This is a genomic window from Mucilaginibacter sp. L3T2-6, from assembly GCF_030519355.1.
In the GTDB taxonomy this organism is placed as follows: Bacteria; Bacteroidota; Bacteroidia; order Sphingobacteriales; family Sphingobacteriaceae; genus Mucilaginibacter.
Map to the genome: position 1 here is coordinate 34,848 of NZ_JAUMKC010000030.1, position 22,846 is coordinate 57,693.

Annotated in this window: 22 protein-coding genes; 14 read left to right on the forward strand and 8 right to left on the reverse strand. The window is 44.7% G+C overall.

Annotation, left to right across the window (positions count from 1 at the left end; genetic code table 11):
* Positions 1 to 103: 103 nt before the first annotated feature.
* Together Q3W13_RS23535 and Q3W13_RS23540 are read right to left on the reverse strand one after the other, a co-directional pair.
* The gene (locus tag Q3W13_RS23535) at positions 104 to 556 is read right to left on the reverse strand and encodes a cold-shock protein (RefSeq protein ID WP_302868219.1); all 453 of its coding nucleotides are present in this window, start codon (positions 554 to 556) and stop codon (positions 104 to 106) included.
* Positions 557 to 695: 139 nt separating this feature from the next.
* Positions 696 to 887, reverse strand: a complete 192-nt coding sequence (locus Q3W13_RS23540) for a cold-shock protein (protein WP_302868263.1) — start codon at positions 885 to 887, stop codon at positions 696 to 698.
* A 405-nt stretch (positions 888 to 1,292) separates the two neighbouring features.
* On the opposite strand from Q3W13_RS23540, the gene Q3W13_RS23545 reads away from it, so the two are divergent.
* The 10 genes from Q3W13_RS23545 (at position 1,293) to Q3W13_RS23590 (ending at position 12,734) form a co-directional block, all read left to right on the forward strand.
* Positions 1,293 to 1,757 carry a hypothetical protein gene (locus Q3W13_RS23545; protein WP_302868221.1) on the forward strand — a complete coding sequence of 155 codons (465 nt, stop codon included), beginning with the start codon at positions 1,293 to 1,295 and terminating at the stop codon, positions 1,755 to 1,757.
* 342 nt (positions 1,758 to 2,099) lie between these two features.
* Positions 2,100 to 2,336: a hypothetical protein gene (locus tag Q3W13_RS23550; RefSeq protein ID WP_302868223.1), complete on the forward strand. Its 237-nt coding sequence runs from the start codon at positions 2,100 to 2,102 to the stop codon at positions 2,334 to 2,336.
* A complete protein-coding gene (locus Q3W13_RS23555; RefSeq protein WP_302868225.1) occupies positions 2,326 to 2,658 on the forward strand; it encodes a hypothetical protein in 333 nt (110 codons plus the stop codon). The genes Q3W13_RS23550 and Q3W13_RS23555 overlap by 11 nt, the downstream gene beginning before the upstream one ends.
* Positions 2,659 to 2,985: 327 nt before the next feature.
* Positions 2,986 to 3,789, forward strand: a complete 804-nt coding sequence (locus Q3W13_RS23560; RefSeq protein WP_302868226.1) for a hypothetical protein — start codon at positions 2,986 to 2,988, stop codon at positions 3,787 to 3,789.
* A 731-nt stretch (positions 3,790 to 4,520) separates the two neighbouring features.
* Positions 4,521 to 7,175 (forward strand): c-type cytochrome, encoded by a 2,655-nt coding sequence (locus Q3W13_RS23565; RefSeq protein ID WP_302868228.1) that lies wholly within the window; start codon positions 4,521 to 4,523, stop codon positions 7,173 to 7,175.
* A gap of 93 nt (positions 7,176 to 7,268) precedes the next feature.
* Entirely contained in the window at positions 7,269 to 9,104 is a 1,836-nt protein-coding gene (locus Q3W13_RS23570) for a glycoside hydrolase family 9 protein (RefSeq protein ID WP_302868230.1), read from the forward strand.
* A gap of 103 nt (positions 9,105 to 9,207) precedes the next feature.
* Positions 9,208 to 9,645, forward strand: coding sequence for a universal stress protein (locus tag Q3W13_RS23575; RefSeq protein WP_302868232.1), 438 nt, complete (start codon positions 9,208 to 9,210; stop codon positions 9,643 to 9,645).
* Positions 9,638 to 9,883 (forward strand): DUF2061 domain-containing protein, encoded by a 246-nt coding sequence (locus Q3W13_RS23580; protein ID WP_302868234.1) that lies wholly within the window; start codon positions 9,638 to 9,640, stop codon positions 9,881 to 9,883. Before Q3W13_RS23575 ends, Q3W13_RS23580 begins: the two co-directional genes overlap by 8 nt.
* A 584-nt stretch (positions 9,884 to 10,467) precedes the next feature.
* Positions 10,468 to 10,935 (forward strand): hypothetical protein, encoded by a 468-nt coding sequence (locus Q3W13_RS23585; RefSeq protein ID WP_302868235.1) that lies wholly within the window; start codon positions 10,468 to 10,470, stop codon positions 10,933 to 10,935.
* Positions 10,936 to 10,952: 17 nt separating this feature from the next.
* A complete protein-coding gene (locus Q3W13_RS23590; protein WP_302868237.1) occupies positions 10,953 to 12,734 on the forward strand; it encodes a tyrosinase family protein in 1,782 nt (593 codons plus the stop codon).
* An 85-nt stretch (positions 12,735 to 12,819) separates the two neighbouring features.
* Here Q3W13_RS23590 and Q3W13_RS23595 read toward each other — a convergent pair whose 3' ends face one another.
* Positions 12,820 to 13,479: a DJ-1/PfpI family protein gene (locus Q3W13_RS23595; RefSeq protein ID WP_302868238.1), complete on the reverse strand. Its 660-nt coding sequence runs from the start codon at positions 13,477 to 13,479 to the stop codon at positions 12,820 to 12,822.
* Between the two features lie 352 nt (positions 13,480 to 13,831).
* Here Q3W13_RS23595 and Q3W13_RS23600 point away from each other — a divergent pair, with 352 nt between their 5' ends.
* From Q3W13_RS23600 to Q3W13_RS23610, 3 genes are all read left to right on the forward strand, one after another.
* Positions 13,832 to 16,402: a phosphatidylglycerol lysyltransferase domain-containing protein gene (locus tag Q3W13_RS23600; protein ID WP_302868241.1), complete on the forward strand. Its 2,571-nt coding sequence runs from the start codon at positions 13,832 to 13,834 to the stop codon at positions 16,400 to 16,402.
* A gap of 85 nt (positions 16,403 to 16,487) precedes the next feature.
* Positions 16,488 to 17,075 (forward strand): AcvB/VirJ family lysyl-phosphatidylglycerol hydrolase, encoded by a 588-nt coding sequence (locus tag Q3W13_RS23605; RefSeq protein WP_302868243.1) that lies wholly within the window; start codon positions 16,488 to 16,490, stop codon positions 17,073 to 17,075.
* A gap of 90 nt (positions 17,076 to 17,165) precedes the next feature.
* Positions 17,166 to 17,813, forward strand: a complete 648-nt coding sequence (locus Q3W13_RS23610; RefSeq protein ID WP_302868246.1) for an AcvB/VirJ family lysyl-phosphatidylglycerol hydrolase — start codon at positions 17,166 to 17,168, stop codon at positions 17,811 to 17,813.
* Here the strand turns inward: Q3W13_RS23610 and Q3W13_RS23615 are convergent.
* From Q3W13_RS23615 to Q3W13_RS23625, 3 genes are all read right to left on the reverse strand, one after another.
* Positions 17,810 to 18,430, reverse strand: coding sequence for a hypothetical protein (locus tag Q3W13_RS23615; protein ID WP_302868247.1), 621 nt, complete (start codon positions 18,428 to 18,430; stop codon positions 17,810 to 17,812). The genes Q3W13_RS23610 and Q3W13_RS23615 overlap by 4 nt on opposite strands.
* Before the next feature lie 24 nt (positions 18,431 to 18,454).
* Complete coding sequence (locus Q3W13_RS23620; RefSeq protein ID WP_302868248.1) at positions 18,455 to 19,699, reverse strand: BamA/TamA family outer membrane protein; 1,245 nt, start codon at positions 19,697 to 19,699, stop codon at positions 18,455 to 18,457.
* A 348-nt stretch (positions 19,700 to 20,047) separates the two neighbouring features.
* Entirely contained in the window at positions 20,048 to 20,359 is a 312-nt protein-coding gene (locus tag Q3W13_RS23625) for a hypothetical protein (protein ID WP_302868250.1), read from the reverse strand.
* 70 nt (positions 20,360 to 20,429) lie between these two features.
* On the opposite strand from Q3W13_RS23625, the gene Q3W13_RS23630 reads away from it, so the two are divergent.
* A complete protein-coding gene (locus Q3W13_RS23630) occupies positions 20,430 to 21,161 on the forward strand; it encodes a CGNR zinc finger domain-containing protein (protein ID WP_302868251.1) in 732 nt (243 codons plus the stop codon).
* Between the two features lie 87 nt (positions 21,162 to 21,248).
* Here the strand turns inward: Q3W13_RS23630 and Q3W13_RS23635 are convergent, their stop codons facing one another.
* Together Q3W13_RS23635 and Q3W13_RS23640 are read right to left on the reverse strand one after the other, a co-directional pair.
* The gene (locus Q3W13_RS23635; RefSeq protein WP_302868254.1) at positions 21,249 to 22,034 is read right to left on the reverse strand and encodes a murein L,D-transpeptidase catalytic domain family protein; all 786 of its coding nucleotides are present in this window, start codon (positions 22,032 to 22,034) and stop codon (positions 21,249 to 21,251) included.
* Between the two features lie 227 nt (positions 22,035 to 22,261).
* Positions 22,262 to 22,840, reverse strand: coding sequence for a nitroreductase (locus Q3W13_RS23640; RefSeq protein WP_302868255.1), 579 nt, complete (start codon positions 22,838 to 22,840; stop codon positions 22,262 to 22,264).
* Positions 22,841 to 22,846: the final 6 nt, after the last annotated feature.

A 22,846-nucleotide genomic window follows, 5' to 3' on the forward strand; every position in this document is an offset into this window, starting at 1 on the left:
TGGGCGTTGCGAGCGAACGGCTTACTTAATTTTAGGCCAAAGCTACTGTTGCTGACCATAATGGGTGCTTTTCAGAAGCCGTATTGCAACAGCTTTGCGGTTTTTATTTTGATGCTTTCGCTACTTTGATGGCGGTGAGCCCTTTTTGCCCTTGCTCTGTTTCAAAGGTAACTTTATCACCCTCTTTAATTTGCTCGGTGGTACCATTAACATGTACAAAAATGCTTTCCTGGGTTTGCAGATCCCTGATGAAGCCGAAGCCTTTAGCATCGTTAAAGAACGATACGATACCGGTACGGGCTATTTCAACTTCCATATCCTCCCGCTTAGGCGTGCCCAGCTGTATATCTTCTGCCGCTATCTTCCGGCGCCTGGAGGGATCAGGAGGGGTTGAGGTGATGTTGCCATTTTCATCAACATAGGCCATCATGTCTTCAAAGCTCTTTCCGCCACCGGCAGCTTTTCTGTCCTCAGCCTTTTCCTTTTTTTCCTGTTGCTTTTTGAGCTTCTTTTTTTCACGCTCTTTTTTACTGAATGTCTCTGTGGATTTACCCATATTATAATTTAAGTGGATTATTTTAACTAAGGTATCTATAAACGGCGGGATTACGCTATTGGCAACCCGCTTTTCTGAAGTATATTTACAAAAAAGCATCTCCCTGAACGGAAGATGCCCTACAATAATTTATAGTGTTTTAAGCTACTTTTACATTTACTGCATTCGGACCTTTACGGCCCTGCTCCACGTCAAAATTAACAACGTTATTCTCGCGAATAGTGTCAACCAAACCTGAAGAATGAACAAAGACTTCTTTGCTGCCATCACTTGGTGCGATAAATCCGAAACCTTTTGTTTCATTAAAAAATTTTACTGTTCCTTGCATTATATTATATTTAGATAAGTCGACAAGGTAGGTATTAATAATGGCATATTTTCACTTTGGTGAAATTATTTAAATATTTATTAATCGACGGGTGTCGTTTGTATGCGCATTCCGGACTTTGTTTACAGACTGTAAGTTAAAACCTACCATAAGTTAACATACAGTTTGAGCAAACTATGGCTGAACACAGGGACTATTTTTTATAATTGCTTTCGCAAGCAGAATGTTTCCTTAATTTTAGGTCGAGGTTACGCGTTGCTAAACCTCGAGCAAAAGGGGAGAATTTTTAGGAAGCGTGTTTGTACTTAAAAGGAATTAATAATGATTATTTGTAGTTATCTAAGTAAGTTGATACTATTGTATGTTAACGTTTGCCAACTTTGGTCCAATAATAAAGTTAAACACACGATGACTTACAAACTGAACTTCCGAACTCAATATAATCAATTTTATATTGCGGACAAGGAATCACCGATGAAAACGGATGAAGCGAGCTTTTGGACCACCGAAGCTTATGATGACAGATTAGCAATAGGCGATGGTATTTTGGGTGTAGGGATTGAATCCTATGGTCCGGTGAATGGCGAACTGACGCTTTTGAATACCAGAAATAATAGTTTCGATTTCAGTAAATTCGACCATATCGTCGAAGCTGGCATTAATATTAAGTCTGGCCATTTGGAAGTTTTAGATTGTCCAAATTCTGGCGTACACTTAGAAGTGAAAATTAATCCCGGACATTATCGGGTGAGAGTATATTCAGCTAATTTAGCTAGCGTAAATGGAGACAAAGGTGATGATTTTTATCACATAGAAATATGGCCGGATAAAAACCCGGAACGAAAGGTATTAAAGCGATATATCAGTAAATAAAAAAATCCGCTGGTTGAAAAGTTTCATTTGAGTAAGAAGAGGGGTTGTTGTGATCTTCCTAACGTCCTGGAGAAAATAAAACCAATAAAAAAATATTTAAATAATCCCCTCGCACAATTCGTAGGCTTTGTCTATGGAGGACTATGCCTTTTGTCTGCGTCCACCAAAGGCAACCTTTTTTCCCCCATTTCTGTGGATTTGTAATCCACGAAAATTAAATGCGTTGTGTATAGGGATTACAAATCCCCGGCATGGCAGTCCAGAATTATAAATCCGGACTAACAGGCAGTAAATTATTTTTTTTAAGTTCTCGTATTTAAAGAAAATCGTAATTTTGTTATAATGACAACGCTTACCGTAAATATTGATAGCAAGAAAACCGAAAAAGCAATTAAAGCCATTTTGGATGCTTTCGGTTTAGATTACAATATAGCGCATGCGGAAACTACAAAACGAGCGCTTAACAAATCAGAACAAATAATTTACGACCGTCTCAAAAAATCTGCAGAAGAAATTAAACTGTATAAAGAGGGAAAGATCCAGCTACAGGATGCAACTGAATTTTTAAATGAATTATAAAGTTGTCATTTCTTCCGAATTTGCCAAGGAAGCAAAAAGAATTGCAAAAAAACATCCGGGAATAAAAAAGGATATCGGTAAACTCGTAGCAGAACTGAGCATTAATCCTACGCTGGGTACCGATCTGGGTAACAATTTCTATAAAATCCGTGTTTCAGTTTCAGGAACTGATAAAGGCAAATCCGGCGGGGCCAGGGTCATCACTTACGTTATTTTAGATCAGGAAACCGTACTGCTGACCGAAATCTATCTAAAAAGCGAACATGATTCTGCCGATGTGAATGTTCTGATCGTCCGGTTGAAAGATCAGGGCTTTATATAACAACAGCCTGCCTTTATCCGAAAAAGTTCGTTCCTGTCCCACAAACACCTCAATGCCCCTTCACCTCGTTGGTCCCAGTTGGTCGGGATTTATAATCCCCGACCCAATTTTTGTGGATTTGTAATCCACGAAAATTAAATGCATTGTGTACCAGGATTATCAGTACCCGGGATTTACTGTGGCATAAAATCCTCTATTTGTCTATAATTTTCCCCTCAAATTCCTCAATTGTGCAGGTATTATGCTACCAAATAATTGGTGCCATTTTTGACAAGTCACGTTGAGTATTAAAAATATAGTTATAAAAATAATCTAGACTGTTATCACATGAAACTCTCTGCTAAAATTATCCCGGCCTTACTGGTTGCCATGGTTTTTTTTCATGTATCCTGCAAAAAAAATGCAATGGTATCTAACCCGGCTAAAACAATAGCCAACAAAGCTGATCTAAGCAAACAGATTGCACTGGATCTTTACCACTCGTTATCAAGCGGCGTAAATGCTTCCGACCATTTAAAGACAAATGGCAGCCACAGCGGCTTCATTACCATGGATAACAGCAATCCATGCGGCTCATTTGTGAAAGACACAATCAATAAAACGGTTGTTAGTGGCGATACCACGCGCACATATGCAGGGCATTCATTATTTACTTACATGTGCAATGGCTACTTTAACAATAACTACACCGTGGATGCCTATACATTGGTGGATACCTTAAAAACCACCGAAACAGGCACCGCTTTTAATAACATTTATGATGTGACCCTGAATTATGTAGTAAAATCAGCCGATGCGCACTACAGTTCGGTTAATATTGGCGGTACCACTACCACATCATCCTATACTTCGAAATTAAAAAATGGCGCAATTACCGATTCGCGTAAGCTATCAACGGTCTATACTTTTGCCTCCGTTGCCGGCATCCGTACATCGGCCACAACCCTGTACAATTTTGGAAGGGTAGATTTTAGTACTACTGCCGTTGATAACGGTGCCACTAATAGCTACAGCGGATATGTACTGTTCCTGTCAAACAGTATGGCAAAAGCTTTCTTTAAAAACCAGGATGGTTCTTACACAGGCTTTTCTATAAATTTACTTACAGGCGAAGTTACCGCCATTTCATAAATAAACAAGCCTCTTCATATTACCTGAAAGCCTCTGGAACTGGACTGAGCCCCAAACGTTAGACTAAGTTAAAGATTAATTACAATGATGAGCCCGGTATTTTATCGGGCTCATCCCTTTTATATAGCGAACTACAAAAAAAGCACGGTTTCAAAATATTGAAGGTGCTGCCGGTCACCATGGCTAATAATATTCCAAAAAACACATTTTCACAAAGGTTCAGGCATCTTACAGAAGAGATATGACGACAAGTGAGGCGTACATGCTCTCGGTAAAGGAGTGACAGATGTTGATCTGGACGATGCTTGCGAGCGAGCCTATCAACGTCGGTTGCGCATTTTCTAATCATCATTAGCAGATTTAGAAGCCAAGATTGCATAATCAATGATAGAATGTTGCCATTTCTGTGGATTGCAAAAAGGTTATCGTAAGGGATGCGCTTACAATAATTTAGGTTCAAATGTCCCACCATACCGGTTACACTATGATAATATGTGAATTTAATATCGAATATTGAAATCGAACACCGAAGTTTTCACTTCATTATTCGATATTTATCTTCTTAAGTTAACGGCTATTCATTAACAATTTCATCGTTAATGCCTTTCCATCACCATTGTTACCCACCAAATACTTTTCCTGTTAAACATACAGTTATTTTTATTTAACTTGCACGGTGGCGTTCGCGAAGCGTGCCGCTAACCAATTTATAAACCCGCAATTCTATTCCGATGTTGAAATTTTCCACCATCCTGTTTGTTGTGCTATCTATCGGCACATACAGCTTTTTCGGGATTTCCCGGCAACACCCTGTTCAATCCCCGACTGCCGATACGTCTGCCGTCAAAACGGCCAAATTTATGTCGCAGGTAAAATGGCCGGAGGGCCTTACGGTTACGCCGTTCAGCGGGCCGGACCTTACGCCGAGCCCTGCCTGTATCGCTACGGCGCCAACCGGCGAGGTATTTGTGGGCGTGGATATGATCGGCTCGCTGGGCAAAGACCCCGGCAAAGGCCGTATCATTAAACTGGTTGATACCGACAACGACGGCAAAATGGATAAGCATACCGACTTTGCCGATATTGATGACCCGCGCGGCATCCTGGTGATGGGAGATAAAGTGTATGTGTTGCACACGGTTTTTACTAATGGTAAAGCGAGCGGCATGAACCTGGAAGTTTTTGAAGATAAAAACAACGACGGCGTGGCCGACGGCCCGCCGAAGCCGCTGATAGAGCACATCAGCAACGCCCACATGCTGGCCGAACGCGGCACCGACCATGCCACTAACGGCATCAGGATGGGGATCGATGGCTGGATCTATATCGCCTGCGGCGATTTTGGTTTCCACGACGCTGTCGACCGCAGCGGCAAAAAGCTAACCATGCTGGGCGGCGGTATTGTGCGTGTGCGCCCGGACGGTACCGAAATGGAGATTTTTACCCATGGCACCCGCAATATTTATGACGTAGCCATCGACCCATATATGAATGTTTTCACCCGCGACAATACCAATGACGGCGGCGGCTGGAATATCCGCTTTTCGCATCATATCCAATCGGGCGAATATGGTTACCCGGTGTTGTTCCAGCATTTTACGGATGAGATCATCCCGGCGCTGGTGGATTTGGGAGGCGGCTCGGGCACAGGCTCGCTGTTTATGGATGAACCGGGCTGGCCTGCGAAATTTAACCACGTACCCATGACTGCCGACTGGGGCCGCAACGAGCTTTTTATCGATCGTGTGACACCGGATGGCCCGACTTTCCAGGTGAAGGAAGAGGATTTCATCCAACTGCCGCAAATAACCGATCTGGATGTTGACGGTTCGGGCAGGATGTATATGTCGGCCTGGGATGGGGCGGGCTATTCCGGCAGCGCTTCTAAAGGTTACGTGGTACGCGTGGTGCCCAATAATTGGACTTACAAAGCCTTCCCAGACCTTAAGTCGGCTTCGGTGGCGGACCTTGCGGAGTTATTCCGCTCGGAAAGCGCTGTAGCCCGGCTGAACGCCTCGCAGGAGTTGCTGACCCGTCCTGCTGACGAAGCTGCAAAAGCTGCGCTTCAGGTAGCGTCGGATGCCGGTATGCCCTTGTACGCAAGGGTGGCGGGTATTTACACCTATGCACAAATAGAAAGAGAAAAAGGCATCCCTGGGTTATTGGAGCTTTCGAAAAATACCGACCTGAGAGAATTTGCCCTTAAAGCACTTACAGACCGCAAGGCCGGCCTGGAAAATGTCCCTATCGAGCCGTTTTTAGCCGGTTTGAACGATCCTTCGCCACGCGTAAGGGTGGCTGCCATCGTATCGTTGAACAGGCTCGGCAGGGCAGAAGCAGCCAACGCATTGCTGAAGACGCCTGTTCCGGCAAGCTTCGTGGCCCCGGCCAAAAATGTGGAAGGTCCGCATGCTACGCCTAACCAGGCCATTGTTGCGCCGCACCTGGCGGTAAGGGCATTGGTGAGCCTGAACGCCGTGGATGCCTGCGTGAAAGCTATCGGTACGGAAAATTCAACGCTTGCTTTATGGGCTTTACGATACATGTATGATACCAAAGCTGTTGATGGCCTGATTGCCGCCTATCCGCAGGCAAAAACCGCCGCGGAGCGCAAACAAATTTTGACAACGCTATCCCGCTTATATAAAAAAGAAGCGCCTTATGATGCCTCCTGGTGGTGGGGCACACGTCCCGATTCGCATGGCCCGGTGTACAAGGGCATAACCTGGGAAGGCTCGCCTAAAATCGAAGCCTTCCTGAAAAAGCAATGGGCGAAATCAACACCCGCAGGCAAGCAGTTTTATGCTGATCTGAACGCCCGTCATCAAATGGGCATCGCAGCTTTCGGCGGTGAAGAAAAAGTAGCCGCAACCAGGGAGGTTAAAGTTGACCTGGACAAGATTCGCAGCAAAAAAGGACAAATCGGTAAATCATCAATAGAGGATGTAATGCTGGCCATCCAGAAAATAAAAGGCGACCCATCAAAAGGCAAAGCGCTGTTCAGTCGCCAGGGATGTATTGCCTGCCACAGCCTTACTAGAGGCGAGAAGCTTAAAGGTCCGTTTATGGGGCAGATCGGCTCGATCATGACCCGCCAGCAAATTGCCGAGTCGATATTAAAACCGAGCGCTTCCATAGCGCAGGGTTTTGCTACCATAGTAATAACAGCCAAAGGGGGCAAGAGCTACACGGGTTTTGTCCAGCAGGAGTCGGCCGATAAAGTGGTGATGCGCGACATTGGCGGAAACGTTTTTACGGTTAAGGCGTCGGATATATTAAGCCGCAAGGAACTGAAAACATCGATGATGCCCGTGGGAATGGCTAATGCATTATCCTACGATGAATTTGCTTCGCTGATCACATTTTTGTCGCAGCAGAAAAATTAGACGGCTTTAACAAAGCTTAGTCGTGCGTTATATTTGTGTTACAATTAGTAAATGCATCATTTAGCCTGCTTTCCTGGTTTAAAAAACAGAGTTGTGCCGTTTTTAACGTTGCGGCCGGTTTTGCTGTTGGTTTTTCTGCTGGCGGGCCGCAGCGCAGCTGTAGCTTTCGCTGCAGAAATCCAAAGCTGGATCAGGATCAATCAATTGGGTTATACGCCCGCTTCGGTTAAAGTAGCGGTTTGGGTATCTAAATCGCCGGGCGAGCAGATTTCAGAGTTTGAGTTGGTGGATGCAGCCAGCGCTAAGGTGGTTTTTAAAGGCGCGGCCGGTAGAAATTTCGGCAGCTATGGCCCGTTTCATTCGATATTCCGTTTAAATTTTTCTGCCTATAAAAACGAGGGCGCCTTTTACCTGAGGGCGGGCAAGGCCGTATCCGCTCAGTTTAAAATCAGCGCCGGTGCATATAACGGCATTGCCGACTTTCCCCTGCGTTATATGCGCCAGCAAAGGAGCGGGTTCAATCCATTTTTAAACGATTCATGCCACACCAAGGATGGTTATGTTATCTATGGCCCGGTTCCTGAGCAAACCCATATTGATGTGTCGGGCGGCTGGCACGATGCCACCGATTACCTGCAATATGCAGCAACCTCGGCCAATGCCACCTATCATTTGCTCGCTGCTTTCCGCGATTTTCCCGCTGTGTTTACTGACAGTCATTTGGCAAACGGTAAAGAAGGTGCGAATGGCGTTCCGGACGTGCTGGATGAAGGAAGATGGGGCTTAAACTGGCTGCTGAAAATGCACCCTCGTGCCGACTGGATGTTCAACCAGCTTGCCGACGACCGCGACCACATTGGCTTCAGGCTGCCCGATAAGGACTCGGTAGATTATGGCTGGGGAAAAGCGAACGGCAGGCCCGTTTATTTTCTTACCGGCGAACCGCAGGGATTAGGCAAGTATAAAAACCGCGCGACGGGTACAGCCTCTACAGCCGGAAAGTTTGCCAGCGCTTTTGCCCTGGGCTCCCGCATTTACAGCAAGCGCGACAAAACCTTCGCACAGCTTTTGCGATTGAAATCGCTCTCCGCTTATGCTTATGGCTTAAAGAAGCGGGGTGTTGCACAAACGGCGCCTAATAAAGCCCCTTATTTTTATGAAGAGGATAATTGGGTTGATGACATGGAGCTGGGGTCGGCAGCATTGTACCGGCTAACAGGTAATACCGGTTATTTAAAACGGGCCATTGGCTACAGCAAGCAGGAGCATATTACCCCCTGGATGGGGGCCGACACCGCGCGCCATTATCAATGGTACCCTTTCCATAATTTTGGTCATTACGAGATTGCGGAAAGTATTAAAAACCGCCAGCGGGATACGCTGATTGGTTATTACAGGGAAGGAATAGATAAAGTATGGCAAAAGGCCGCCCGCAATGGGTTTTACCGTGGAGTGCCGTTTATCTGGTGCTCTAACAACCTTACCACTTCCTTTGCTATACAATGTTACCTGTACCGCAAACTAAGCGGCGACCGCACCTACGAACAACTGGAGCAGGCTTGTTTCGATTGGCTTTTTGGCTGTAATCCCTGGGGTAAAAGTATGGTTTACGGCTTACCGGCCGATGGCGATACACCGCGGCACCCGCATTCTTCGTTCACGCTCCTAAATAACTTTCCACTGGATGGCGCCCTGGTTGATGGGCCGGTTTATGCCTCGATATTCAAAAGTCTGAAAGGGCTGCAATTATACGCAGTTGACCCCTATAGCGATTTTCAATCGGACCTGGTCGTCTATCATGATGATTTTGGAGACTACAGCACCAATGAGCCGACAATGGACGGCACGGCAAGCCTGGTGTACCTGCTGGCGGCAAAAGAAAACGAGGCTTTGAAAGCAACGCGCCGCAAGCCATCGCTCGGAAATTAAATTGACTGATTTATTTATGGTGATAACCATCACTTTACCAGGTGATGCCGGTTACTTATAGCCTGGCAGACAGCAGCGACCTTTATCAATAATTTTGCATGACATGAATACATTTAAACGGGTGGTCATTGCTCTTGATGACAGCCCCTTTGCCGAACCTTTGGCACAAACGGCCCTCAAGCTTGTACAGCAGTTGCAGGCCGAAACTGCTGTATTATCGGTTGCTGATACACGCGCTTTACTGGGAACAGAAGGATTGAGCATAAGTGAAGCCGTGACCCTTGAACGAAATGCGGTAACTGAAAATTTGGGCATGATCATCAAAAATGTTTTCTGCGATTATCCGGTCAGTCATTATGTGGAAGAAGGAGAGCCGGCAGAAAAAGTACTGGCCTTTGCCCGGGAATGGTCGGCGGATATGATCGTTGTAGGCACTCACGGGCGGAGGGGGCTAGCCCGGCTGCTGCTCGGGAGTGTTGCTGAAAAAATATCGAGGCACAGCAGCATACCGGTAACCATCATCCCGGTGAATCATGATTAACCTGTTATTACCTGGTAAGGGAAAAAACACCGAGACCATTTCCCGAACGGTAGTTAAAACACTTAGCTACCGGTTATTGATCGTTTCCCTCGATTTTTTGTCGATCTACTGGTTGTCAGGCAAAGCCAGGATTGCCATCGGATTTACAATTATCAGCAACGTTTACACTACAGCAGGATATTTTTTTCATGAAAGGATATGGAACAAAATAAAGTGGGGAAAACAGGCGAAACTTTAGACGCAGGGCAATGCGCCTGTCTTGCAGAAAAAAGCTGAACGGCGATTAACTGATAAAATTGATGTTGAACATTATGGCCGGGCATTAGCAGGCGGAGACGCCTGCTAATGATGCTTAAAATATTGAATTTCCTTTTCGTGCTTCTGGGCGGCCTCTTTGGAATCAAAGGTGCCGAGGTTCCTGCGTTTATGAGTTTCGGGGTCTACTTTCCTGGAATAGATTCGGTATTGGCCCGATTTTAACTTCCTGATCATAATAGGGTAACAGCGAATATTTTATTCTGTTTAAGGTGTTACCACTTCATTTAATTATTAAATAAAATTTCATTTATAATTTATTTAGCTTAATTTTATGACAATCTAAACAGCAGTCACAACTATTATCGGTATCACATTATTGAACCCTATCGATTTTTTAGCCAGTCTGTTTTTTTTCGGATACATGATCATTGCTGTTTAAACTGTAGTTTATAAATGTTTAATAACGGGCATCAGGCCCGTTTGTACCTAAATCTTTGTCATGTATATGGTAAGCTGTAAGTCCGGTATCTGTATCTTATCATTTATTAAAACACCAATAACCTTATGCAAAATTTAATGCAGGCCCAAAAGTGCTGCTGTACGGTTCAGCAGAAAGAGACGCCCCCTCCCGAGCCATGGTCAAAAGCAAAGAAAACGGCAAGATCCATGCTATCCATGTTACTCAGCATAGTTATCGCCTTTTTTCCGAAATGTCCTTTTTGCTGGGCTATTTACATGAGCATGTTCGGCTGTCTCGGTATCGCCAGGCTGCCTTATATGAAATGGCTGCTGCCGGTTTTACTGGTGTTTTTGGCCCTGCATCTTTTTATGCTATACAGAAAGGGGGCACGCATCGGCTATATTCCATTCGCTATAAGTGTGTTTGGTGCGTTGACCATTCTTTTTACCCGCACTTTTTTCCCATATGAAAACTGGCTGCTTATTACCGGGATGGTATGTATTATGGCCGGATCCCTGCTCAATAGCTTTACTAACAATCGCCTGAAATTTAAAACTCAACTCATTCACTAACAGATAAATCACAAAAAATGTCAACCAAACCACTGAGAGTACGTCGATCAATCATCGATATCTACAACGATTTTAAGAATGGCAAACCTTCCGAGCTTGAAAAGCTGATGGTTGCCTGGCAATTCATCAAAAACCTCCCGGCAAACGACCCGAATTCATTCATGACCTTAGGCGGCTACCACGGCGAGCCCTTTGTATGGCGCGGCTCGTACGATGGCAACTACTGGGGCGGGTATTGTAACCATGGCAATATACTTTTCCCCACCTGGCACCGCGTTTATTTACACAAGCTTGAAAAGGCGCTGCAGAGTGTGCCCGGCTGCGAAAGTGTAATGCTGCCCTATTGGGATCAAACCTATAAAGTAATGAAGGATGGCAAGCTCACCTTCCTGGGCGTACCCTCCATACTTACCGATGAGTTTTTTACATTTTCCGACGGTACTACTATATCTAACCCCTTAAAATCCTTTAAACTTCCGGTCGGTTTGTATGATTGGATAGAAAAGGACGCCTATTCCAAGCCCGAAGGATACGAGACGGTTCGTTTTCCGCTATCAGGTTTAGTTGGAACTGCCGCTGACCGTATGGCAAGCGAAAACTATAACATGGCCTTTTATATACCGGGCACAACTACGATAAACCAGGAGCTGACCAGCAGAATGCTGAATGAGAATGTAACCGGCTGGCTGTCGGGCAGTGTAGAAATACACGAAGGGTTTGATCCGTCTAAACCGTATGTTCCTGAAGGGTCGTTCAGGGGCGGCATAGATGAAATGTATCACAGGTGCCTTAAGAACCCTTACTATACTACTTTTTCGAACAATACTTCGAGGAATGAACTGAATAAAACCGATAAGATGGCTCAGTCGCTCGAGTCGCCGCATGGCAGTATTCACCTTGCCGTAGGCGGCATAAATGCTCCCGGCCAGGACGCCAACTCCGCTTCGGCAACCGATGCCAATGGCGATATGGGTGAAAATGAAACCGCCGGTTTAGACCCCATCTTCTTCTTCCACCATTGCAATGTGGACCGCATATTCTGGATGTGGCAGGTTAGGCATAAATCAACCGATCACCTAGATTTAACAGTGCCAGGATGGGAGGGACCCGGCGTATATCCCGGCCAGAACAATGTTAATAACCAGCCGCCGGTTGGCTACGAACAGGAAGAACAGCTGACCCTGGAATCGCCTTTGTATCCTTTTAAATTGGTTGAAAACGGCGTAGAACGTAATTACTGCACAGCAGATGTGATCAATATTGAAAAACAGATGGGCTTTACCTACGAAAGCCTGTCGCTGGATAATAATGACGGTGCACCGGAAACCGTTAAGGCGATAAAAGCACTAAGGGCACTGAAAGTGTCGGCCCCTAAAAGCGACAAAGCCCTGGTGATCGACGGTATTAACCGGGCTAAAATTAATGGCTCATTTGTTTTATCGGCCTTCGCAACAATCGACGGGAACCGCTATTTTATCGGGAGCGAGCCTGTATTGAGCCGCTGGAAGGTAACCGCCTGCAAAAACTGCATGACCAATCTGGAGGTTACCGCAACCTTCAGCCTGTCGGACTTTACGGAAGACGAGATAAACCGGGCCATTTTTGATGTGCAGATAAACGGAAGGAAACATAACGAGACAGAATTTGCCAAGTTTACGGTTACCAACAACGCCAATGCCACAAAAATGCTAACAGCTGCCAATGTAACTACTGCCAGGTTTATGAACCTGCTGACCAAGCCGGCAGAAGCGCAGGCCCAGGTGATGCACAGTAAAGCGTTCCACCTGAGTGTGGTTTAACGCTTTAGCAAGTAATATAACGCCCGCTGTCAACCAAGGCAGCGGGCGTTATATTTATATGCTATGCCCCTTAAAACAGGTACTATCAATCCATGCTGGGGTAGGGCGGCAGCAGCGTATAGGGCGGCAGCGGCGCCTCGCGATTGTACACCATGATGTCGGCTACCATTTGTGCAACAACAGGCCCATCGTTATGGTCAACAAGATAAAGTGCGCCGTCGATGCCCGAGGTAATGCCGCCGGTGGTAACAAACTGGCCGTCGTGAACATAGCGGACGTTTTTTACCAGCTCTGTTTTGGGCCATGTTTTCTGAGCGTAGGCAATTGCCAGGTAATGGGTGGTGGCTTTTCTGCCATCAAGCAGCCCGGTGGCTGCCAGCGAGTACAAACCCACGCAAACCGACAGGATGGTTGAACCTTTACCAGCCATCATGGCGATCCAGTCGATAATGGCCTGGTCTGCCGGGATGGAGTTTGCCTGGGCGGTAAAGTCTATCCGCCCGGGAATTACGACGATGTCTGCCTCTGTACACTCTTTAATTGTTGTAGTCGGCTTAATCACCACGGCCTTGCCTTCAGCCTCAACAGGGGCATCTGTTTCGGCAACGGTAAAAACTTTGTACCTCGGGTTATTAAAATGAGTTTTGTAAGCGCGGTTGGCGTGTAAAAAAACGTCGACCGGGCCATTCATGTCCACCAGCTCCACGCCGGGAAAAATAACTACAGCAACTTTTAATTGTTCCATTTTTTATGTGTGATAAGTGAATTTTCAATTCTGTCCAGGTTAAAGCTTAAACTTTAGGGTTTATGGCTTTTGGAAATAAATATAGGGATAATATGGGGATTGGAGGGACGGAATTGAAACAATTTCGGGTACGATTTGGATGTGGCAAACTTAAACCATCGGGGAGACCTTTGAACAAGAGAAATTTGTAGCTAACTTTGGAAGTTAGTATGAATACCCCTATTACCTCATATAGTGCCGGCCGTGATCTTTGCGCAGGCTTTGTTCCCTCGGCTGCATTTTCTGCCAGGCGTCCCCCTAATTATTCTGCGGGCTTAAGTATCAATAGATCAATGTCCTTTATTTCCAATCGATGGCAAAGAAGTTTTTTGTAAACCCAAGGCTATACTTAAGTGAGATCACGGGCTTATTGTTGTTGATCCTTGCTATTTATTTTATCAGGAGCCAGGGGCAAGAACTAAAAAATGTGGGAAATTACATTTGGATGGGCAATCCCATTTGGGTGACAGCAGGAGTTTTGTTAACTCTCATTTATATTGCATTACAAGCACTCATGTACAGTTCGAGCTTCCGCGCCCTAAACCTGGAGCTAAGCCTCTGGAACTCTACTGTGTTATTTTTAAAAAGAAACCTTATTAGTATTTTTTTACCGGGCGGGAGTATAACCTCGCTCGCTTTCTTTACTAAAGACATTGTAAAAGAAACCAATGAGGAAAACCGCACGCGCATCCATTTTGCGAGCGCTATTTATGGGTTTACAGGCATTGTATCAATCATTATTATTGCTATCCCTGTGTTAATCTACCTGACATTAACAGGTAACGGCTGGAAAGATGCAAACCAGGAAGTTGCCATTGTTATTTTCCTGATTATTTTGCTGACTTATATTTTAACGTCATTCTTTCGCAAAGGCTGGGTATATCGTTTAATTAGCAGGTTCTTTCCGAAAATCAACCTTGAATTTAAGAAGCATCCTCGCTTTAAAGTGCATTTTGCCCTCGTTAACGGTTATTCAGTACTGATCGATCTTACAGGTGTGGCGCATCTTTATATTTCTATGCTGGTAACAGGTGCTGCCGCCAGTTGGGAAATTGCGCTAATAGGCTATGTTATTGCCACGTTGATATTGCTTATTTCTCCTTTTTTAAGAGGGATTGGGGCAATAGAGTTTTCACTAGTGGTAATCCTCAAACATTATGGATACAGTGCCTCAGAAGCTTTAGCAGTTACGTTGATCTATCGTTTTTTTGAATTCTGGCTACCGGTGGCCGCCGGCATCATTAGTTTCTTATTGAAGAAGGGCAATATGGTACTACGCGTCATTCCTGCATTTTTATCATTAGGATTGGGGCTGGTAAATATTATCTCGGTACTGACACCAGCCCTTACAAACCGTTTAAAGCTGCTTGCCAATTATCTTTCAGCGGGCACTATATCGGCATCAAATTACATGGTATTCATCGCCGGGCTGTTGCTTATCGTTACTTCAGCATTCCTTTTCAAAGGGTTCAGAAATGCGTGGCGGCTTGCTGTTGTTCTATGTGTTTTATCACTGGTGGGCAATCTCACCAAGGCCTTTGATTATGAGGAAGGCATAGTTGCAGCGATGGTATTACTTGTATTATGGTTCACCCGTAAACAATACTATATCAAACATAGCGTGCGCCTTCAAACGATAGGACTGGGAACGGCTCTGCTTGTATTTTGCGGGATTATCATTTACGGCATCACAGGGTTTTATTTTTTAGACGAAAGGCATTTTGGCATCGATTTTCATTTACTTGCTTCTGTAAAGCACACATTTTATAATTTTATTCTGCTGGATGTTACCGATCTGATTCCGCGCACACATTTTGCATCGGTTTTTTTAAACACAATCCGTATTGGTGGCACCTTATCCGTGGCACTTATATTTTATACACTGCTTAAACCTTATTTTCTCAATATCGAGCAGAATGAGGATGAGTTTGCACGCGCAAAAGCATTGGTTTCCAGGTTGGGCTCTTCACCCATTGATTATTTCAAGACATATGACGACAAATTGCTCTATTTTGGCGGGCGGCGCAATGGCTTGGTTTCGTTCCGGATGGCAGGCAGTTTTGCGGTTGTTCTCGGACAACCCGTTTGTGCAAATACGGAGGATGAAATGGCATTACTGGAGGAGTTTGAGGAGTTTTGTACCGATTCGGGCTGCCGGTCTGCTTACTACCGTGTGGATGAGGAAAGTTTGCCGCTTTTCCGGTCGCTTGGCAAACGTTCGCTTATTATCGGGCAGGAGGCTATCGTCGACATTGAGGCCTTTACTTTGGAAGGAAAGAATAAAAAGTCCATGCGGAATGGCCTGAATGCCCTTAAAAAGAACGGGTTTAAGACCCGAATATATGAGGCGCCTATAAAGGATGGCTTACTTCAAAAGCTGGAGTACGTGTCAAACGATTGGTTGAAAACCACACACAGGGAAGAGATTGTTTTTACCCAGGGGCTGTTTGACCGTAAAGAACTAAAAAATCAAACCATTATTACATTGGAGAACGAGGGTGAAAAGGTTTTTGGATTTTTGAACATTATCCCTGACTATGCCCCGGACCAGGCAACTTATGACCTTATCAGGAAAACAAGCGATGCACCTGGTGGCGTAAATGATGCATTGATTGTAGCGCTTATCGATTATTGCAGGCTTAACCAATACAAATACCTTAACCTGGGGCTTGCACCATTATCAGGAATTGAACACGCAAAGGACCTGCCTGAAAAAACCTTAAAGTTCGCTTATGAAAAACTGCAGCAATTCCGGCATTATCGCGGACTAAGGGATTTTAAAGAAAAATTTTTGCCTGAATGGCAAAATAAATATTTAATATACGAAAATCATTATGATCTGATCAGCTTGCCTAATGTGCTGAGTAAGGTTATGAAACCCTAATCAATTGAAACGGTATAGCTTTACATTCCTGCTAATCATAGGTATCATTAGCAATATTCACGCCTCCTCACTAAAGGATTTGCCGGTGACAATTACAACGGCAAAATCAAACAAACAGGACAAATTTGTCCTATATATTTCGGGCGATGGTGGCTGGAACGGCTTTAGTCAAAAAATTGCCGAAAGCTATGCTGCCAACGGGTTCAATGTGGTAGGGCTGAACAGTTTTAAATATTTTTGGAAGAAGAAAGCGCCTCAGCAAGCCGCAGACGATATAGCAGCGCTGTTAAAAACCTATTGCAACGAATGGCATAAACAGAAAGTGGTCATTTGTGGATTTTCATTTGGCGCAGACGTAATTCCTTTTATTTATACCCGCCTGCCGGATGAATTAAAAAACCGGATTAGCCTGATCCAGCTCATTTCGCCATCTTCCTATACAGACTTTGAGATTCATGTAATCGATATGATGCGTTCGGGCAACACCGTCAGGTCGATGAATATTGCTGCGGAAGTTAACCGGGTCGACGTACCTGTAATTTGTTATTATGGCCAGCAGGAACCTGATAAACCACTCGCTGTATTAAAAAAAGCTAACATAAAAACTGTTATTTTGGCGGGTGACCACCACTATTCAAATACCTATACAGAGATTATAAAAAATGCACTATAAATAATGCTTTTAAACCACACCAAGTTCTTTTTCGCTTGTAGCTCAATCGCGGTGATTTTAAGTAGTTGCGGGTTGTTGTTAAAGACAAGGATGGTTGCAAATAGCGGTGCAGAGCGTGAGGATTTCGGCCTTCCGCTAATTATCTATCAGCCGGCGGATACCACATCTTCTAAAATGGTGGTATTGCTATCCGGCGATGGTGGCTGGCTGGGGTTTAATGATACGCTTGCTGTGGGATTTGCAAAAAGGGGCTACCATGTTATCGGTTTTAACTCACGCACCTATTTTTGGCACCAAAAAAGCCCCGAGCAAACCGCGGATGACCTGGCCAAACTGATTAGTAAGTATAATACTGAATGGAAGATCAGGCGGATTGTATTGAACGGCTTTTCGTTTGGGGCCGATGTTGTCCCATTTATTTATAACAGGTTACGGGGAGAGTTAAAAACTAAGATATACAAGCTGCAATTACTTTCGCCATTTCTTTCAACTGATTTTAAAGTTCACCTTGCAGACCTAATCGGCGATGGCGACGATAACCGGACTTATAAGGTGAAAGACGAAGTAGAAAAGATCACTATTCCTATTCTTTGTTTTTATGGAAAGGACGAGCAGCCGAAGCCACTTGCAGATATACGAAAACCAAATTTTTCGGTTACTATTGTTCCCGGCGGCCATCACTACCGCAACGGCTATCATCAAATTATATCATCGGCAAGGCGAAGGTACAAATACTAGTACAGATTTACCCTTACACCGAATTGGTTAGATAAACCGCGCGGATTTACATCATTATTGTTGAAGGACATGTGCATTCCGGTGAAACCGGCGGTTGTATAAATCGCTGCTTTTGAACTTACTTTAACCAAAAATCCCACGCCTCCGAAGGTATATAAACCGTGATCGGTCATTTTGATGGTGTTTTTCAAATGCGCCGGATCTTCCTGGTTATATTTCAGAAAGGTTGAGTATCCCAGATCCGCCATAGCGAACGGACTGATAGTCCATTTCGGGAAGGGTATATACCTAAAATCGGCCACAACAGGCAGAACCTTTACATTTCGGAGGTTGTAACCATTATCAGGATGCAATACGCAAAAGTCATAACCAATACCTATCCCTATCGAAAAATGAGGCGAAGCGTCGTAATCTGCAAAAGCATAACCGCCATCAAAACGGCTATGGTGACATGTTCTGAAATATTGGTACTGAGCGCTAACGGAGAGTTTTTTATACCATGCCGAACGTATTTGGGTACTGTCTCTTAAAGGCGCTGCGGCGAGGCAAGCATGCGACGCTAAAATGAATAGAAAAGTGAAAATACTTAGATTAATGTATGTTTGTAAGTGCTTCATTATTATATATATGTGTCGATATTTTTAAAAAGTTTCGTTGAGGGCGATAAATAAGCCCCTTGTGCCATAATTTCCGATGCCGTAGTCTGCGCTAATATTTGAGCGGGTATATTTATTAAGTAATAATCTAAGGCCTAAGCCCTCACCGGAGTTCCATCTTTGCAGTAACTTGATCTTTTGCTGGTTGCTTCCTGTTTGGGCATTTATAAAGACAATTCCACTTAGTAGCTTATTTTCAGTTATGGGGTATCGGTATTCCAGTTCGTTGCTGTAGAACGACCGGCCCTTAAACCTGCCGATGGTATAAGGGCGTCCGCCCCTGGCATCATCGTCGCCACCGGTACCCGGCAGTTCCAAATACGGAAGTGAGCCGTTGAGCAAATACTCACCCCACGACCAAAAGGCTAACACATGCTCAGGATTTTTTTCAGACAACGACCAGTATTTGCGAAGTTCAGTTTTAACCAGCATGGCATCGTGATTACTGCCTAAAACCGTTGAATTCAGTCGTAAAACCAAATCGGCATAAATTCCCTTATACGGCCGGTTAGGATGGTCGCGCGTGTTGTATTGCAAGTTGAACAATATACCATTGGCCCAATAGCTATTTAACGGATAACCATTTTTCAGGCTGTACATAGCATTGTAGCTGCGGTGCCGCACCGAACTGTTGCCAGGCCGGTAAATGTTTCCGTAACCATCAAAAATAAAGCCCATCCCGCCATAAAAATTTTTTATTATTTTATGATAAACCTTTTCGAAGAATTTAAAATAGGTGTATTGTATCGGAACTTCTCCCGGTGCAAGATTTACCGGTAATCCGTTAAGCACAAAGCTTTCGTCTGCCTGTCGCGGCCGCCCTGTACCAAGCCCATAATCCAGTGATATGGTACGGCCAACCTGGTAGTCCCCCTGCAGGTTCCACTCGTTCCGATTGGTAAAGTCGTTGTGTTTAAACTCTGCCGAAGCCAGTCCGTTGGATGATACAAAAACGTTGGCGTTGAAAATAGAAAAGGTCGTACCCGATGGATCGCCATAGTTTTTGCCACCCGATAATATCAGGCCTAAATCCAACCCGTAACTTGGATTATATCCTATAGAAGGCAGCAGCGATAGGTTTGAATGTGATTGCCCGGTATCCTTATAGCTTTTGGCTTTAAACACATGCCTTATGACGTCCTGCAGGTCCTTTGTTTTATAAAGCGAATCAGGCGGCAAAGGCTCCGGTGACAAACAAATATTCAGAAGTAAAATAATGCAATAATGCATAGCTAAATTAACAGGGGTTAATTCGCAAAGATAAGCATCGGTTCGTTTGTAGGAAAGATATGTGGTAATATCGCAATTACAATCACAAAAAAGCGCTCCTAAACGGCTGCATAAATTTTAATGAAAGCACACAACTGGATTCCAGTCGTTAAGGCTTTGGATACTAATATTTTAAGACAATAATTGGATGCCATTTTTGATTGACTTATGGTTAAAAACAATGCGATATTAATTTTCCACGTTTAGTGACGCGTTTTCTTTTGCTATTTTCTGCGCCGTATATAAAATAAAAGTAAGCCAAGGAGACTAAAAATTTTATTATTTATTGCTAATTTATTTAGTAATTTATTATATTTGTATCACAGTGTTCCAACTGCCATTATTACCGTTTTTAAATTCTATCATCCCAAGCGGTAACCCCAGTAAAATTTTAAAGTTCATTAATTTCCTGGTTTTGGTTGTAAAATATACCCTGCTTTGGCGGGCGGTTTTTTTATAAATCATCATTTCGACGCTGTAAACGCGGTTTTTATACCGGTAAACGGTAAAAAATGATGCAACGACCAAAACACGTTTTGCCCGTTTTTGAGGCATTTTGGTAGACGGGCATAAGTTGTTTAGCCCGTTTTTAGCTCCCTTTTTGTTACAGGCAAAACGCATTATGCCCGTTTTTTAACCCTTTTTTGTTACGGCCTAAAGCCGTTTTGCCCATCTGCAAATCATTAAAATTATGTATAAAACCTTAAAAGAGCGGTACAGGCCCGAGCGCCAATGGCCTGCCAATTCGACCGAGCCCTTCCCGATGGAGGGCGACATCCTTATGCTGCAATTTGTTAACACGTTCCGCAACCGAAGTACCGGTGACCGCAACGACCTGCTGCACGATTATGAATGCCTGCTGGCCTGGTGCTGCGAGTTCGGCATCATCAGTCATGATGAATACCAGGTGCTGGAACTGGAGGGCCGCTGCTATGAGCATGAGGCCGCCGTAGTATGGCAGCGTGCGGTTAAGCTGCGCGAAAGTATGCACCAATTTATTTACAGCCCCATGCGCGGCCGCGAGATCCACGAGGTAGACCTGTTCTATTTTAATGAACTGGTTAACGACGCCAATGCACATATCCGTTTTGAGCTGGATAATAACAGGCCACGGCAAGCCTGGACGGACATGGAGGAGCAACTGGCCGCGCCGCTATGGAAGCTGGTGAAACACGCAGTGGACCTGGTAAATTCAAAGGCTTTTGACTATGTTAAAAAATGCCAATGCGGCAACGTTTACCTGGATACCACCCACGGTAAAAACCGGCGCTGGTGCAACCCGTTAACCTGCGGGCAAACTGCGCGGATGAAAACTTACCGGAAACGCAGGCAGGAAGGGGAGAGGGTAAAGGAGAACGCGGGAGAACCTAAGATTATGAACGTTGAGATTGTTGAGCCAAAGTGTGTTGGGCAGGTTGCGTGACACTGCACAAAGTGCAGCAAATAAAAAGGCCGCCGGACATATATCCTGCGGCCCCATATGAGTCAGTTACAATTAGTTTGTTTACAGTTACATTGATGCCAGCACGGCGCTGTTACCCTGATCAGGGAAAACATAAGCGGCAGCCTGCTCTTCGTCCAGGTATTTTGAATTGTAGCGGTTGTCGTTGCCGTTGATGAACATTACAGTTTTGTCTTTAATGAGGTCGATCACCTGGTTTGACATGCTGCGGGGGACAGCAGGGCAGCCGTAGCTGCGGCCCAGGCGGCCTAAGGCCCCGATAGTGCCTTCGCCAACATAATCGGCGCCGTGCACCACAATGGCGCGCTGACGGGCGTTGGAGTTAAAGCCGGCATCCATGCCATCCAAACGCAGCGAGCGGCCGTTATCGCCCATATAAACATTATCAGTTATATAAAAACCAAGGCTGCTCTGGTGCGAGTCGACCTTATTTGAAAAACGGGTGGCCATGTCGTCGCCGCTGCCGTGGCCATGCGCACAGAAAGTGTTAACCAGTAATTGGTTTTCCAGCATATCGATGATCCACATGCGTTTAGCGTGGCTTGATTTGCCGAGGTCGACAACCGTAAGCACTGAACTTGTTTGAGGCACTTTGTTGGCAGCCTTGAGGTTCATGAAGCCGGTTACCGCCTTTTCAAAAACATTATAAGCAAGGCCGGATTCCTGCAGGTGTGCAGATTCATAGATATTGCTGATATATTTTTCCAGCAATGCCCTGGCGCTAAAGCCTGATTTAAAATTGTTGTGGTTAGTTGTTTTTCCGCTTTTCCAGCTGATGGTAGTGACTGCAAGAATTATCAGAATGCCTGCAAGTCCGCCAAGAGGTTTTCTCATTCGTCTTCCCGGATTTAAATCAATAATCAATTAGTGACTTGTTTTACGATGGAGAGCACAATTAGGTTATACTTTCCGGCCACATTTTTTTAAATTTATCAAATATAATTATATTTAATGATTAATAAAATTTCTTCAAAATATAATTATTGGTCATAATATTAAACTTGCCCTAATAAAATTTAACGGTTACGACTATCTGAATAAACTTAAAAATTTATTAATTATTATTTAACCCAGGTTATTTTTTCTTCAATCTGCATATTTCTTTTTCCTTCCGGATGGTCATCAGCATAGCCAAAGTACAGAATCCCCATCACCTGATCATCGTCGCCATAGCCCATAACCTCTTTAAAAACCGGTTTAAGCGCCATGCCGCCGGTGCTCCAGAAGGAAGCTATATTCAGGGCGGTTGCGCCCAGTAACATATTTTGAATTGCGCAGGAGGCTGCCGCTATTTCTTCAAACGGCGGGATTTTTGGGAGGTCGCCGCGCTTCATAACGGCTACTATAATGTGCGAGGCTTTATCGCCCTGGTGCAGCAGGTTATTATAAACAGCCGGGTTAAAGTTATCGCCCATACTGTTCTCTTTATATATTTCCGCATGTTGGCTGCAGAAGTCGGCCGGGTTTTCGTAAACGATGAACCGCCAGGGCTCCGTGTAGCCGTGTGTAGGCGCCCAGTTAGCCAGTTCTAACATGGCGGCAATATGCCCGTTAGGTATTTTATTTCCGTTCATGGCCTGGGCCTTGATGCTGCGGCGTTTTTTTATCGTGTCTGCAATTGCTGCGAATATGGTGTCCATAATGAT